Raw genomic sequence first — 14420 nt, forward strand, 5'->3', positions numbered from 1 at the left:
TTATCCTTCTTCTAATTGACAATTTACCATCCACTTCACTCCAAATTGATCGGTAAATGCACCATAGAGTGCACCCCAAAAGGTTTTCTCTAGAGGCATCTCTATTTTTCCATTGACTGAAAGCGCATCAAATAAGCGTTTTGCATCAGCTTGTTCATGGGCATCTAAGTTAATCGAAATATAGTGGTTGTTGCCTACAGTAAAGACAGTATTGCTTTGGGCGCAAAACTGATCATTGGTATCCGAAGCCATCAGAATCGTGCTGGCATTGATGGGAAGTGAAACATGCATGATTTTTTGTTGGTCAGCTTCAGAAAGGGCGACTGAACTTTCATCAGAAGGTAAATCTCCATAACGCATGAACGTTGCAAACTCTCCACCAAAGACAGATTTGTAAAAATTAAAAGCGGCTTCAGATTGACCATCAAAGTTGAGGTAGTGATTCAGTTGCATTGTCTTATCCTTGTTGTTTTTTTCGTCGTTATTTTAACAAGTCGTTGAGATCGACCCTAATACAATCTTGTAATAAAAAACCCCTCGCAGTCGAGGGGTTTTCATAAATATCGCTTTTATATCAGCTAATCATCCAATCTTTTATTGTATAAAATATGTCAATAAAAGAGGCTTACTTGCATCTTAAAGTAATTCAATCGCTACAGCAGTCGCTTCACCACCGCCGATGCATAGTGCTGCAATCCCTTTTTTACCACCCGTACGTTTAAGCGCATGAATTAAAGTGAGGATAATACGAGAACCGGTTGAACCGACAGGGTGACCCAGTGCGCAAGCTCCACCATTGATGTTCACTTTTGCAGGATCAAGTTTGAAGTCATCGATTGGACACATAGTTACCATCGCAAAAGCTTCATTGATTTCCCAAAGATCTACGTCCTGTGCATTCCAACCTGTTTTCTTAAGTACTTTTTCAATTGCACCGACTGGTGCAATGGTAAACTCTGATGGATGTTGTGAGTTCGATGCATAAGCTACAATTTTGGCTAATGGTGCTAAACCTTTGTTTGATGCATTTTCTGCTGACGTTAAAACCAGTGCGGATGCGCCATCCGAGATTGAGCTTGCATTTGCCGCAGTGATGGTGCCGTCTTTAGCAAAAGCAGGGCGAAGGCTTGGAATTTTTGCAATATTGGCGTTAAACGGTTGTTCATCTTTATCAACGACAACATCACCTTTACGGGTTGATACTGTCACAGGCACGATTTCATCGGCAAAGTAACCTCCGTTGACCGCTGTTTGTGCACGTTCCAAAGAGCGAATCGCGAATGCATCCATTTGCTCACGCGTATAGCCACGGGTATTGGCCATATCTTGTGCAAAAGAACCCATCAATCGACCTGTTTCTGCATCTTCTAAGCCATCAAGGAACATGTGGTCTTTGACATCGCCATGCCCCATACGGTAGCCGGCGCGTGCTTTGGTTAAAATATAAGGTGCATTGGTCATCGACTCCATGCCACCTGCAACCACGATATTTGCCGAACCTGCTTTGATCATATCCGCAGCTTGCATTACCGCTTTCATGCCAGAACCACATAATTTATTGATGGTCACGGCACCTGTTGAATCAGGTAAACCTGCTTGGCGCATAGCTTGACGTGCTGGACCTTGCTTTAATCCTGCAGGTAGAACACAGCCCATGATTACTTCTTCTACATCGTTTGCGTGTAGGCCAGCACGAGCAATCGCTTCTTTAATCGTCACAGCACCGAGTTCTGGAGCGGTTACACTGGCTAAACTGCCTTGAAAACCGCCCATTGCCGTACGAGCACCATTTACAATCACGATGTCTGTCATTTTCTTCTCCGAATCACTTATGCGTTTTGTTGGAAACTTAAGCAGTATATGCAAATTTGCTAGCGAGAAAAGCTGAAAACGTGATTATGGACTCATGGGTCTAGTTACAAGTATTGATGAGTTCTGTTCGGATCTGCCCCATTTTGCTCATGACCAGTTTAAAGTGATCCTGACTTTGTATAGAGCAGTAATAGAAGGTTCCATTTGAGCCAAGGGGGAGGCCATTTTCAGCTTTAAAGCTTAATGATGGAAGGTTGAGTGTGCCACGCCAATCAAGATTGCCATATTTGAGCTGCTGTTGTTCTGTCCGAATAATCGTTTCATTGGTATCTACTCGTCGGTTTTTATTATTATCGATAAATACAATAAAACCTGTGTTCCATTGATGATTTTGGCATTGAACGAGGTCTTGACTTGGACAAATGGTGATATTTTGACGTTGCAGGTTGGCCATGTTTTTGGCTGCCTGAATACTATTTCGTAATGTATTCAGTGTTTTGCTGCGCTCTTGTGAGGCCATATACTGATGAAAGTGAGGAAGCGCGATTGTACAAATGATCATAATAATGCTAATAGTGATCATGAGTTCAAATAAGGTGAACCCTTTTTTATTGATAAAAAACATATGGTTATCCAGTTTTATTGTTGTGGGCTATTTTTTATTTATTAAAGCTTTGTTTATCAAACAAATTTTATACATAATTAGTAGTACTCAACTTGTTTAAAAAGCTGTTAAAATGTAATACAAGTGAAAATAAGCTATTCGCAAGTAAAAATTGAGTAAAAAATTACCGAATTACAACGGAAATTGTAAGTAATTTTGTCAATAATTTACTTGATTAAAGTTATCAAGCACTTGGAAAAAAAATAAAGTGTTTGTATGATTCATTGCGAATAGCTTAAAAATAAAACTGGGGTATAAAAAAGCCTATCTCAGAATGGTTAAATAATTTTAAGCTTAAGCTTGAAAAACAATTGTTATCTCTGGAGGATAAATCCATGAAAATGAGTCGTATTGCATTAGCAATGCTCGTAGCTGCTCCTTTAGCTGCTGCAAACGCGGGCGTAACTGTTACTCCATTAATGCTTGGTTACACTTGGCAAGACACTCAACATAATAATGGTGGTGATCATTTGACTGATTCAGCTCAAATGAATGATGACCTATTTGTTGGTGCTGCACTTGGTGTAGAGCTTACTCCTTGGTTAGGTTTTGAAGTGGAATACAACCAAGTTAAAGGTGACATGGTTGACCAAGCGAATGCTGAATACAAGCAAACGCAAATCAACGGTAATTTCTATGCTACTTCTGACTTGATTACTAAAAACTACGACAGCAAAATCAAGCCATATGTACTTTTAGGTGCTGGTCACTACAAATACGAGTTTGATAACGATCTAGGTCGTGCTGGTCGTGGCCTTAAAGAAGAAGGTACTTTAGGTAATGCTGGTTTCGGTGCTTTCTGGCGCTTGAACGATGCTTTATCTCTACGTACTGAAGCTCGTGCTACTTACAACATCGATGAAGATTTCTGGAACTACACAGCACTTGCTGGTCTTAACGTAGTTCTTGGCGGTCACTTGAAACCTGCTGCTCCAGTAGTAGCAGTTGCTCCAGTTGAGCCAGTTGCTCCAGTTCAACCACAAGAGTTAACTGAAGACCTTAACATGGAACTTCGTGTGTTCTTTGATACAAACAAATCAAACATCAAAGACCAATACAAGCCAGAAATCGCTAAAGTTGCTGAGAAGTTAGTTGAATATCCAAACGCTACTGCTCGCATCGAAGGTCACACAGACAACACTGGTCCACGTGCATTGAACGAACGTTTATCTTTAGCTCGTGCTAACTCTGTTAAATCGTCTCTAGTAAACGAATACAACGTTGACCCAGCTCGTTTGTCTACTCAAGGTTTCGCTTGGGACCAACCGATTGCTGACAACAACACTAAAGAAGGTCGTGCTATGAACCGTCGTGTATTCGCGACAATTTCTGGCAGCCGTACAGTTCAAGCTCAATAATCTGAGTTTTAACTAAAAAACGACTCTTCGGAGTCGTTTTTTTATGTCTAAAATAATGAAATTTATGTTAACTCACATCGTTGAAAATAAACTCAAGCTCAATGTAAAAGTCTTTAAGGCTTACGTTGGTCATGGTTATTTACGCATAGGACATAAGACACAGTTAGAAGTATTTCATTTTAGAGGATGAATATAAGAAGAATGAAGAGTAGATTTTATTCACTCATGCTTCACGACATCGATCATAACTTTTGCCTTTAGAATGAATTGATATTTATATTTATTTTTATAAAGATTTGTTTGCCAGCGAGATAATGTTTCTGGCTTGATATTTAGGGGCTAGGAATTTGATAGAGATCAGTACTCAATGAACCGTAACATTTAGTTATTGCTGTGCGAATTGAGAGGCTAAATTTTTACAACCTAGATATGTAAATTGTTAATCGTATAAGTGAGCGGATGCTGGTTGCAGAATATTAACTAAGTTTAGGATGGATCCGAGTCATAGGTATCGCTTTTATGTGAAGTCAATAATTGAACTGTCTTATTGAAAATTGCGTTATTAATTTATGCTTTACGGCTTTAGCAAATGGATAAATGATAATAAAAAACAGCCCGAAGGCTGTCTTTTATTATGAAAGGATTTTATTCGCGATCAGGACTCATTGGACTGACATCCATTTCTTGGTAAGAAACCAGTTTGGTTTTGTATTTCCATTTATAGCCTAGCCAAATCGCCAAGAATAAGAAAATACCAATATAGGTCGATAACACAGAGAGCCATTCGCCATCAAGCACTGCTTGGTAGTTTTGACCTAAAACAACAATCGCACACAGGATAAAGGCGAACCACGGAGCAAATGGGAAGAATTTTGCACGATAAGCTAAGTCTTCAACCTTATGCCCTTGGGCAACATAGCCTTTACGGAAACGATAGTGTGAAACAGCAATCCCTAACCAAACAATAAAGCCACACATACCCGACATGTTAAGCAACCAGTTGAAAACTTGTTCTTCACCAATGAAGGTGGTTAAGAAGCAAAGTGCAGCAATTGCTGTTGTCGCATAAAGCGCATTCATAGGTACGCCGCGAGGGTCTAATTTGGCAAATGCTTTAGGTGCACTGCCATTTTGAGCCATATTGAACAGCATACGCGTTGATGAATACATCCCAGAGTTACCTGCCGATAGAATCGCGGTTAAAATCACGGCATTCATCACGCTGGCTGCAAAGGCAAAACCCGCTTTTTCATAGAGTAAGGTAAATGGAGAGAGTGCAATATTCTCTGATGAAGCTGCTTGTAGCAGAAGTGGATCATCATATGAAATGAGCGTGCCGATAATGAAAATACACACCACATAAAACAGTAGAATACGCCAAAAAATCTGTTTGATGGCAATCGGAATCGTCTTTTGCGGATCTTTCGATTCACCTGCAGCAACACCGACCATTTCGGTACCTTGAAACGAGAACCCTGCAATCATCGCTACACCAATCAGTGCAGATAAGCCACCAACGAAGGGCGCTTCACCTTTGGTCCAGTTGGCAAAAGTTGCGACACCAGGCGTCATCATGATTTTAGCAATCATGAAAATACCAATGATGATAAATACAATGATGGCAAGGACTTTGACCAAGGAGAAGAAGAATTCACTTTCACCAAAGCCTTTGACTGTCAGTGCATTGATCCCAAAGACAACAGCTAAGAAGAGAGTACTCCAGTAGAAACCGGGCAGGTCGGGAAACCAGAATTTCATGATGAATTGAACTGCAACCAATTCAAATGCAACCGTAATGGCCCAGTTATACCAATAGTTCCAGCCAAGGGCGAAACCAAAACCGCCTTCAACATACTTGGTGCCATAGGTGAAAAATGCACCGGATGTTGGGTTGTGTGTTGCCAACTCACCCAGACTGGTCATGAGAAAGTAAATCATCACACCAATTAAGCAGTAGGCCAATAACGCCCCGCCAGGGCCAGCATTTGCAATGGTTGCACCTGAGGCAAGGAATAAACCTGTACCAATTGAACCACCAATGGCGATCATATTCAGATGGCGAGCTCCAAGCTTACGCTTGAGTTGAGCTGGTTGAGTCGTTTCGCTCATCATTATTCCTTAAGATTTCTTTTGTGTGCTGGCAAACAGCACTTTAAAGCCTTGTTGATCGGCTTTGGTTGTACATTGGCCAAAACTTTGCTCAATGAGTAATGGATAATTCAGAAAGCGGTTGGCAACAATCCACAACTCGCCATCCGATTTAAGATGGCGACGGGATGTTTTGCATAAATTTTCGCTGGCATTGTAATCTGTATGAATGCCTTGATGGAATGGGGGATTGCTGACGATTGCGTGTAAAAACAGAGGAGCATCCTCAATTCCGTGTACCGCTTTAATCTCAAGTTGTTCTGGTAAAAGGTTATTTTTCTCAAAAGTCATTTTTGTTGAAGCGAGTGCAAAGGCATCGACATCCAGTGCAAAAATGCGATTTTTCGGATTTAACTTGGCCAAATAAGCACTGATCACGCCTGCACCACAGCCAAAGTCTGCAATTTTTCCAGAAGTGACCTGTGAAAGGTGAGGCAATAACACTGCTGTGCCCACGTCTAGACGATTTTGACTAAATACACCCGGTAATGCACAAATCTGTAATTCACCTTTCGGGGTTGGCACTGTATAGAGTTGAGCCCAATCGGCCAAAGGTTTTGCGGTTACGGTTTTTTCGGTGATTAACTGCCACATTTGACAATGTCGAGCGCTGTCTAATTTGAGGGTTTTACCAAAAGGTTGCAGCTGTTTAGAGGCGCGTTCTACACCGCCTTTCTTTTCACCAACTAAAAAGATCGATGCGCCTACGGCCAAGCGACTCACCAGTTGGTGTAGGACATAATTGAGTAGTTCTTTTGACTTTGGAACAAATACGATGGCTTGATCAAAAGCGACATCAGGCAAATCTGTACCAAAATGCACATCACTTTGTTGGTTTTGGAAATATTGTAATTCGTTAAAATTCCATGTCCAAAAATGTGGCTCTACAGCAGCAATCAGCTGTGTGTTTAATTCGTCACACGGTGCATTGACCAGTAAAACTGAACCAGAGAGAAATTCCTGCTGGCGAAGAACAACTTCACTTCGTGGATCCATTTTATATACTCCATTGTAAAAACGATGCCCAGACAGTGCTGGGCAAAGTGCATACTGAAATGAACAATTATTTCTTCGTTTCAGGAAGAATAATATTTAATAACAAGGCTGCAATACCACCTGTCGCAACACCCGAGCTAAAGATGTTACGGAATAATTCAGGTAAGTGTTCCAAAATTTGTGGAACTTGTGCAACACCCAAGCCGAGTGCCAATGAAATGGCAATAATCAGTAGTGCGCGGCGGTCAAGATGAATACCTGACAGAATGTTAATTCCAGAAGCTGCTACAGCTCCAAACATCACCATTACAGCGCCACCTAAAACAGCTTGAGGGACCGCCTGAATCACACCTGCAACAGCAGGGAGTAAACCTAGAATCACTAATAATGCGGCAATCCAGATGCCGACATAACGGCTCGCAACGCCAGTAAGTTGAATTACACCATTGTTTTGCGCAAAGACTGAACTAGGAAAGGTGTTGAAAATACCAGCAAGGAAAGAGTTTGCACCATTCACCAAGACACCGCCTTTAATACGTTCCATCCAAGTGGCACCATCCACAGGCTGGTTGGAAAGTTTTGAAGTCGCGGTGATATCACCAATTGCTTCTAAAGACGTCACTAAATAGATGAAGGCCATTGGAATAAACAAGCTCCAAGAGAAGCTGAGTCCAAAATGCATTGGCGTCGGAACTTGTACTAAAGGCGCATCTTTTAAACCTGAAAAATCCAGATGCCCCATAAAGCCTGCAAGAGTGTACCCTGCAATTAAGGCAATTAAGATAGCAGAACTTTTTACCCATGTAATACGGATGCGATTCAGCAAGATAATTAAGCCTAAAACCGTACACGACATGATTAGGTTGTCTGCATTGGCAAAGGTATTGTTTGACATGGCTTGATAGCCACCACCCATGCTGATCAGACCTTCTTTAATGAGGGTCAAACCAATCAATAACACCACAATGCCTGTTACCAATGGGGTAATGAGCATTTTCACCCAAGGCAGAATACGTGACACGCCCATTTCAATAAATGAACCTGCGATTACCACACCAAAAATTGCAGCCATGACGGATTCTACTGGAGTACCTGCAGCAACCATGGCAGAGCCGATTCCAATAATCGGGCCGATAAAGTTAAAACTGGTGCCCTGAACAATCAATAAGCCTGCACCAAAAGGTCCAACTTTTTTACATTGTAAGAAGGTTGCAATCCCTGAAATGACCAAAGACATGGATAAAATCATGTTGGTGTCTTCTTTCGACACACCAAGCGCTAGGCAGATGAGTAAGCCTGGAGTAACAATTGGGACAATAATTGCAAGGAGATGTTGAAAGGCAGCAAGAAAAGCAATGATTGGGCGAGGGCGGTCGTTTAAACCATAGACCAAATCGAGTTGATCTGTTTGATTGGGAGAGAGATTTTGATCAGACATATGTCAAAGGGTGTTAGCAAGGTGGCGCTATTCTAATCGCTTTACACAGCTTTACAAAATTAATTACACACTACTTATCAAAAAAAATGAGTCTGTCAATAAACTGTCACTACTAAATTCTATTATTTTTCTGTATAATTTGCCCTCAAACTTTAGGCGTATCGAATTTACATGTCAGATATCAAAACTCTCCGCAACATTGCCATCATTGCGCACGTTGACCACGGTAAAACCACTCTAGTAGACAAACTTTTACAGCAATCAGGTGCACTTGGCGATCGTGCAGGCGAGATTGAGCGTGTCATGGATTCCGGCGCGATTGAAAGTGAACGTGGTATTACCATTCTTGCAAAAAACACTGCAATCAAATGGTTAGATGCACGTACGAATACAGAATACCGTATTAACATCGTCGACACCCCAGGGCACGCGGACTTCGGTGGTGAAGTTGAACGTGTAATGTCGATGGTTGACTGTGTACTTCTTCTTGTTGACTCTCAAGAAGGCCCAATGCCACAAACTCGTTTCGTAACGCAAAAAGCGTTCGCACGTGGTTTGAAGCCAATCGTAATTATCAACAAAGTCGACAAGCCAAGCGCGCGTCCAGATTGGGTTATTGACCAAGTATTTGATTTGTTTGATAACCTTGGTGGTTCTGACGAACAGTTAGACTTCCCAGTTGTTTACGCTTCAGGTCTTCGTGGTGTTGCTGGTCCATCTCCAGAAGAACTTGCTGAAGATATGACTCCATTGTTCCAAACCATCGTAGACATTGTTGAGCCACCAGCAGTTGATGTTGATGGTCCATTCCAAATGCAGATTTCTTCACTTGACTATAACAGCTTCGTAGGTGTTATTGGTGTTGGTCGTATTCAACGTGGTTCAGTTGGTCTGAACACTCAAGTTACTGTAATTGATAAAGAAGGTAAGACTCGTAATGGTCGTATCTTAAAAATCATGGGTTACCACGGTTTAGAACGTGTTGATGTTGATTCTGCTCAAGCAGGCGATATCGTATGTATCACAGGTATTGATGAGCTTCATATCTCTGACACAATTTGTGATCCGAAAAATGTTGAAGCTTTACCACCATTGTCTGTAGATGAACCTACAGTAACGATGACTTTCCAAGTAAACAACTCACCGTTTGCTGGTAAAGAAGGTAAATTCGTAACTTCACGTAACATCCGTGAGCGTTTAGACCGCGAATTGATTCATAACGTAGCGTTACGTGTTGAAGACACTGACAGTCCAGACCGTTTCAAAGTATCTGGTCGTGGTGAACTTCACCTTTCAGTTCTTATTGAAAACATGCGTCGTGAAGGCTTCGAGATGGGCGTATCTCGTCCACAAGTAATCTTGAAAGAAGTTGATGGCGAAAAGCAAGAGCCATACGAAAACGTAACATTTGACGTTGAAGAACAGCACCAAGGTTCTGTAATGGAACAAATGGGTCACCGTAAAGGCGAAATGACGAATATGGAAGTTGACGGTAAAGGCCGTATCCGTATTGAAGCAACTGTTCCTTCACGTGGCTTAATTGGTTTCCGTTCAGAATTCTTGACCATGACTTCTGGTACAGGAATCATGACTTCAAGCTTCTCGCACTACGGTCCAATGAAACAAGGTACTGTTGCGAAACGTCAAAACGGTGTGTTGATTTCTATGGTTCAAGGTACTTGCCTGGGCTATGCATTGTTCACATTGCAGGACCGTGGTCGTCTATTTGCTAAACCTCAGTTAGAAGTTTACGAAGGTATGATCATTGGTATTAACTCTCGTTCAGATGACATGACAGTTAACCCAACTAAAGCAAAACAGTTAACAAACGTACGTGCTTCTGGTACTGATGATGCGTTGACTCTTGTTCCTGCTGTTGAATATACGCTTGAACAAGCGCTTGAATTCATTGAAGATGATGAATTAGTTGAAGTAACACCTAAGTCAATCCGTATCCGTAAGCGTTACTTGACTGAAAACGAACGTAAACGTAACCGTTCTGGTAAATAAGTTTTAAAAATGATGTTGCCCTATGCGGGGCCGTGACATTTAAAAATGCCATCAATTTATTGATGGCATTTTTTTGTTTAAAATTAGCAAACCAATATATAAAAGCAGATGATTTCCGAGTAAATTACATGGAAATGAAGCTATAAAATTAATGTATACTTCGTCACATAAATTAAAGTCAAAAAATAACTGGAGATTTAGATGAGTATTGTTCAAGAGTTCCGCGAATTTGCGGTAAAAGGCAACATGATTGATTTGGCTGTCGGTGTAATCATCGGTGGTGCATTTGGTAAAATTGTCGATTCATTGGTGAAAGACATCATCATGCCATTGATCACGGTTGTGACTGGTGGTGGTGTAGATTTCACACAGAAATTCTTTGTTTTAGGGGATAACCCAAACAATTTACAGTCTTTAGATGAGTTAACCAAAGCTGGGGTGAACGTCCTGACTTATGGTAACTTCCTTACGATTTTAATTAACTTCATCATTTTGGCATGGGTGGTGTTCTTAATGGTGAAAATGATTAATCGTATGCGCCGTAAACAAGAAGAAGCAGCGCCAGAACCAGCAGCAACGCCAGAAGATATCGAGTTGCTACGTGAAATTCGTGATGAATTGAAAAAACGTCAGTAATCGAATGGTTAAAATAAAACGGCACATCAAGTGCCGTTTTTTATGTCTGAGACTTATCCAAAGACTGGTTTTTGTACAATTTTGACTTTATGATGCGCGCTGATTGAATAGCTATGGGGATGCCGAATGAACCAATTATTTGTCTATGGGACACTTCGTCCAAATCATGAAAATGCCCATCTTTTAGAGCACATAGGTGGGACATGGCAAAAAGGCTATGTGCATGGCGTGGTACATATTTTGGATTGGGGACCCGACAAAGGCTTATTCGCCATCGTCTTAGATCCGCAAGCAGCAGCAGTTGAAGGATATTTTTTTAGCAGTGAAAAATTAACCGAACATTGGGATGCGTTGGATGAATTTGAAGGGATACAGTATCAACGGGTGAGTGTGCAAGGGATGCTAGAATTTGGCGAACGTGTTGATGCTTGGACATATGAGATGAAAGAGGCTTAATCAAATACGGTGTTTGTGATGTGCTTAGACTCAAACACATCACATACCGCGCAAACTTTTAAAAATCCATACGGAATTTAATTTCTAGTAAATGAAAACCAAATTGGCTCTTGATGGGGCCATGTAGTACTTTTTCAGCTGCGCTAAAGACCAATTTATCAATCACAGGCACCAGTTGGCCTTTTTTGACTTCACCCAGTTCACCACCGCGTTTAGCTGAATTACAGGTGGAATACTGCTTGGCAATTTTGGCGAAATCGGCACCATCGTGGATTTTCTTTTTCAGTTGTTCAGCGAGGTCTTTGTCTTTGACCAAAATATGACGAACAATAGCAGTTTTCATTTGGTTTTTCCTCGAACTGTGGCTTTGGGCTTAGATTGCACTTTTTTCAGCGGTTGGCATTCGGGACAAAACACAGAAGCACGCTGTCCCAGTTTGATGTTTTCAAGCGTAGTCTCGCAGTTCACACACATTTCACCTGCTCGACCATAAGCCAATAAGGTTTGTTGAAAGTAACCATTTTCACCCATCGCATTGGAATAGTCCCGCAGGGTAGAACCACCTAAATCTATGGCCTGCTGCAAAATACGTTTAATCTCGACCACCAATTTTTCAATTTGGCTGGGTGTTAAACTAGACGCCACTTGCGCAGGGTGTATGCCCAAATTAAACAAACTCTCTGTGGCATAGATATTTCCGACACCAACCACTACATGATTATCCATGATTGCAACTTTTATGCCGACCTGTTTGTTTTTCAACTTTTGACTTAAATATTCAGCGTTAAAATCAGCACTCAGTGGTTCAGGCCCAAGTGTATCGATTAACTTGGTTTGCGAATATTCATCCAGCCATAAAATACAGCCGAAGCGGCGCGGGTCATGGTAGCGTAGTTCGACATCTTCAAAATGAATAATCAAATGATCGTGTTTACGCAGCGTCTCACCCACCTCACAAATACGGAAACTCCCTGACATGCCCAAATGCCAAAGCATCGTGTCTTGTTCAAAAACGGCCAAAATGTATTTAGAACGGCGTTTGAGTTGAATTAAACGCTGTCCCACCAGTTTGCTGAGATCGGTGGGAATTGGCCAGCGCAGGCTCGACTGGCGAACTTCAATACTGAGTACTTGTTGATCTAATAACGGCGCTAAACTGGCTTTGGTGGTTTCAACTTCGGGTAATTCTGGCATGGCAACATGAGCTGATAAAACTTGAGGCTAATATTGCGGTGTACACGTAAGATTGCAAGTGATTTCAGCGAGAGGCTTGGCTTTAGCACATTTTTAGAAAGCTAAACTGCGGGATTGCTTGCTGTGATCAGGAATTATCCTCTTTAAATTGCGTTCTCGAATCGTGTGAAAACTGCCATGAATCACCCAAATCCAATCTTCTATTTATAGCTGTGGATGATATTGATAACTTTTTTTTGACTTAATGATAAAAAATTTGCTGAGATCTTTGTTTAAAAATTATGTACTTTTCATTAAATTTTTCATTTAAATGAAATGGATTGTTCTTCATTTTAGTTTGGGGCTTAGGTTTTATGCGACAGTTTTCTTTCTCTTTATTTGCAACAGCAATGTGTGCCTGGGCAACAGTGAGTCATGCGGAGCAGATGTTGGATGCACATGGTCAGTATTTGTTTGGTGACTGGCAGGGAAAACGAACTGAATTGGCGCAAAAAGGCATTAAGTTTGAAGCCAATGCTTTAATAGACACCAACTATTTGGCGGATGGCGGTCGCAATGCAGGTGCAAGCCCAAGTACTGCTTCGCAGTTTTGGCTAGGAACACAATTTGATTTAGAAAAGCTAGCGGGCTGGGAAGGGGTCACTGTTCGTTTTGTTGCGACTGCGCGTCAAGGACAAAGTACCTCAATTCGAGATTTGCAAGATCCTTCTGCACCGCAATTAGCCAATGTGCAAGCCACCTATGGCCGTGGAAACCAAGACAGCCGTTTATCTGAGCTTTCGATTGAAAAGCGTTTTAAAGAACAAGGGCTCAGTGTCAAAGTTGGGCGACTGGGTTTGGGTTCTGATTTTGATGTGATGGCCTGTGATTTTGTTAGTAATGCCTTTTGTGCCGCGCAAATGGGGAAATGGCAGGGCAATATCTGGATGAATACGCCGGTTTCACAATGGGGCGGTCGCATTAAATATCAAGTGACTCCTGAAGTGACAACTCAAGTGGGTGTTTATGAATTCAATCCAGATAATGGCAATGGAAAAGCCGAAGGACAAGGTTGGAGCCTAGACACAGAGCATGCCGACGGTGTGACTATTCCAGTAGAAGTGATTTGGACACCAAAAGCACTGTTCAATGGTTTGGCGGGGAGTTATCGGGTTGGTGGGATTTATAACACCGCAGATGATCCGAATAACCAATATGACGTGGCTTATGGCAAAGGTGTGGTTGGCGAAGATCGGACATTTGCAGGATGGATTGCCATCGAACAGCAACTGACTTCAACGGGTGCAGGGCGCCAAGGTTTGCATAGTTTTGCCAACTTTACATGGCATGACCGCATCACCAATAAAGTAGACAACTCACAACAAGTGGGGCTGAAATATATTGGGGTATTTAAGCAGCATCCAACGGATATTTTAGGTTTTGGAGTGAATCGTGTACATCTGAATGAGCGATTTACTGCGGGTAAAGAAGAACAGTATGATGCGAGCGCAGAATACAATATTGAATTGAACTATAGCTATAACGCTACGCCGTGGTTAATGTTACGTCCCAACATTCAGTATGTGATCAACTCAGGTTCAAGCCATGTGGTGGATAATGCACTGGTCTTGGGGCTCGGAAGCCGCATTATTTTCTAAATGGATAGCCATAAAAGTGCAAAGGTTTGACAGCAGATTTGCACTTTTAGCGTTGAATGCAAGGCACTTTA

General features: G+C 41.7%; 13 protein-coding genes. 5 read left to right on the plus strand and 8 right to left on the minus strand.

Annotation, left to right across the window (positions count from 1 at the left end; genetic code table 11):
- The 3 genes from F986_RS11250 to F986_RS11260 form a co-directional block, all read right to left on the minus strand.
- Positions 1-453, minus strand: coding sequence for a VOC family protein (locus tag F986_RS11250; RefSeq protein ID WP_004695154.1), 453 nt, complete (start codon positions 451-453; stop codon positions 1-3).
- A 183-nt stretch (positions 454-636) separates the two neighbouring features.
- Entirely contained in the window at positions 637-1812 is a 1176-nt protein-coding gene (locus F986_RS11255; RefSeq protein ID WP_004695156.1) for a thiolase family protein, read from the minus strand.
- A gap of 100 nt (positions 1813-1912) precedes the next feature.
- Entirely contained in the window at positions 1913-2437 is a 525-nt protein-coding gene (locus F986_RS11260; RefSeq protein ID WP_004695157.1) for a GspH/FimT family pseudopilin, read from the minus strand.
- Between the two features lie 374 nt (positions 2438-2811).
- On the opposite strand from F986_RS11260, the gene omp38 reads away from it, so the two are divergent.
- Positions 2812-3834 carry an outer membrane protein Omp38 gene (gene omp38, locus F986_RS11265; RefSeq protein ID WP_004695159.1) on the plus strand — a complete coding sequence of 341 codons (1023 nt, stop codon included), beginning with the start codon at positions 2812-2814 and terminating at the stop codon, positions 3832-3834.
- A gap of 645 nt (positions 3835-4479) precedes the next feature.
- Here the strand turns inward: omp38 and F986_RS11270 are convergent.
- From F986_RS11270 to F986_RS11280, 3 genes are all read right to left on the minus strand, one after another.
- Complete coding sequence (locus F986_RS11270) at positions 4480-5943, minus strand: amino acid permease (protein WP_004695164.1); 1464 nt, start codon at positions 5941-5943, stop codon at positions 4480-4482.
- A 9-nt stretch (positions 5944-5952) separates the two neighbouring features.
- Positions 5953-6978: a class I SAM-dependent methyltransferase gene (locus F986_RS11275; RefSeq protein ID WP_004695165.1), complete on the minus strand. Its 1026-nt coding sequence runs from the start codon at positions 6976-6978 to the stop codon at positions 5953-5955.
- A gap of 67 nt (positions 6979-7045) precedes the next feature.
- Complete coding sequence (locus F986_RS11280; RefSeq protein ID WP_004695168.1) at positions 7046-8416, minus strand: uracil-xanthine permease family protein; 1371 nt, start codon at positions 8414-8416, stop codon at positions 7046-7048.
- 171 nt (positions 8417-8587) lie between these two features.
- Between F986_RS11280 and typA the strand changes: the two genes are divergently transcribed.
- From typA to F986_RS11295, 3 genes are all read left to right on the plus strand, one after another.
- Positions 8588-10426, plus strand: coding sequence for a translational GTPase TypA (gene typA / locus F986_RS11285; RefSeq protein ID WP_004695169.1), 1839 nt, complete (start codon positions 8588-8590; stop codon positions 10424-10426).
- A gap of 201 nt (positions 10427-10627) precedes the next feature.
- The gene (gene mscL / locus F986_RS11290; RefSeq protein WP_004695171.1) at positions 10628-11062 is read left to right on the plus strand and encodes a large conductance mechanosensitive channel protein MscL; all 435 of its coding nucleotides are present in this window, start codon (positions 10628-10630) and stop codon (positions 11060-11062) included.
- Positions 11063-11188: 126 nt separating this feature from the next.
- Positions 11189-11518: a gamma-glutamylcyclotransferase family protein gene (locus F986_RS11295; RefSeq protein ID WP_004695175.1), complete on the plus strand. Its 330-nt coding sequence runs from the start codon at positions 11189-11191 to the stop codon at positions 11516-11518.
- 58 nt (positions 11519-11576) lie between these two features.
- On the opposite strand, the gene F986_RS11300 is transcribed toward F986_RS11295, so the two are convergent.
- Together F986_RS11300 and mutM are read right to left on the minus strand one after the other, a co-directional pair.
- Positions 11577-11861: a peptidylprolyl isomerase gene (locus F986_RS11300; RefSeq protein WP_004695176.1), complete on the minus strand. Its 285-nt coding sequence runs from the start codon at positions 11859-11861 to the stop codon at positions 11577-11579.
- Positions 11858-12712, minus strand: coding sequence for a bifunctional DNA-formamidopyrimidine glycosylase/DNA-(apurinic or apyrimidinic site) lyase (mutM, locus tag F986_RS11305; RefSeq protein WP_004695179.1), 855 nt, complete (start codon positions 12710-12712; stop codon positions 11858-11860). The genes F986_RS11300 and mutM overlap by 4 nt, the downstream gene beginning before the upstream one ends.
- A 353-nt stretch (positions 12713-13065) precedes the next feature.
- Between mutM and F986_RS11310 the strand changes: the two genes are divergently transcribed.
- Positions 13066-14349 carry a carbohydrate porin gene (locus F986_RS11310; RefSeq protein WP_004695180.1) on the plus strand — a complete coding sequence of 428 codons (1284 nt, stop codon included), beginning with the start codon at positions 13066-13068 and terminating at the stop codon, positions 14347-14349.
- Positions 14350-14420 lie beyond the last annotated feature (71 nt).

It is taken from the genome of Acinetobacter johnsonii CIP 64.6 (genome assembly GCF_000368045.1).
In the GTDB taxonomy this organism is placed as follows: Bacteria; Pseudomonadota; Gammaproteobacteria; order Pseudomonadales; family Moraxellaceae; genus Acinetobacter; species Acinetobacter johnsonii.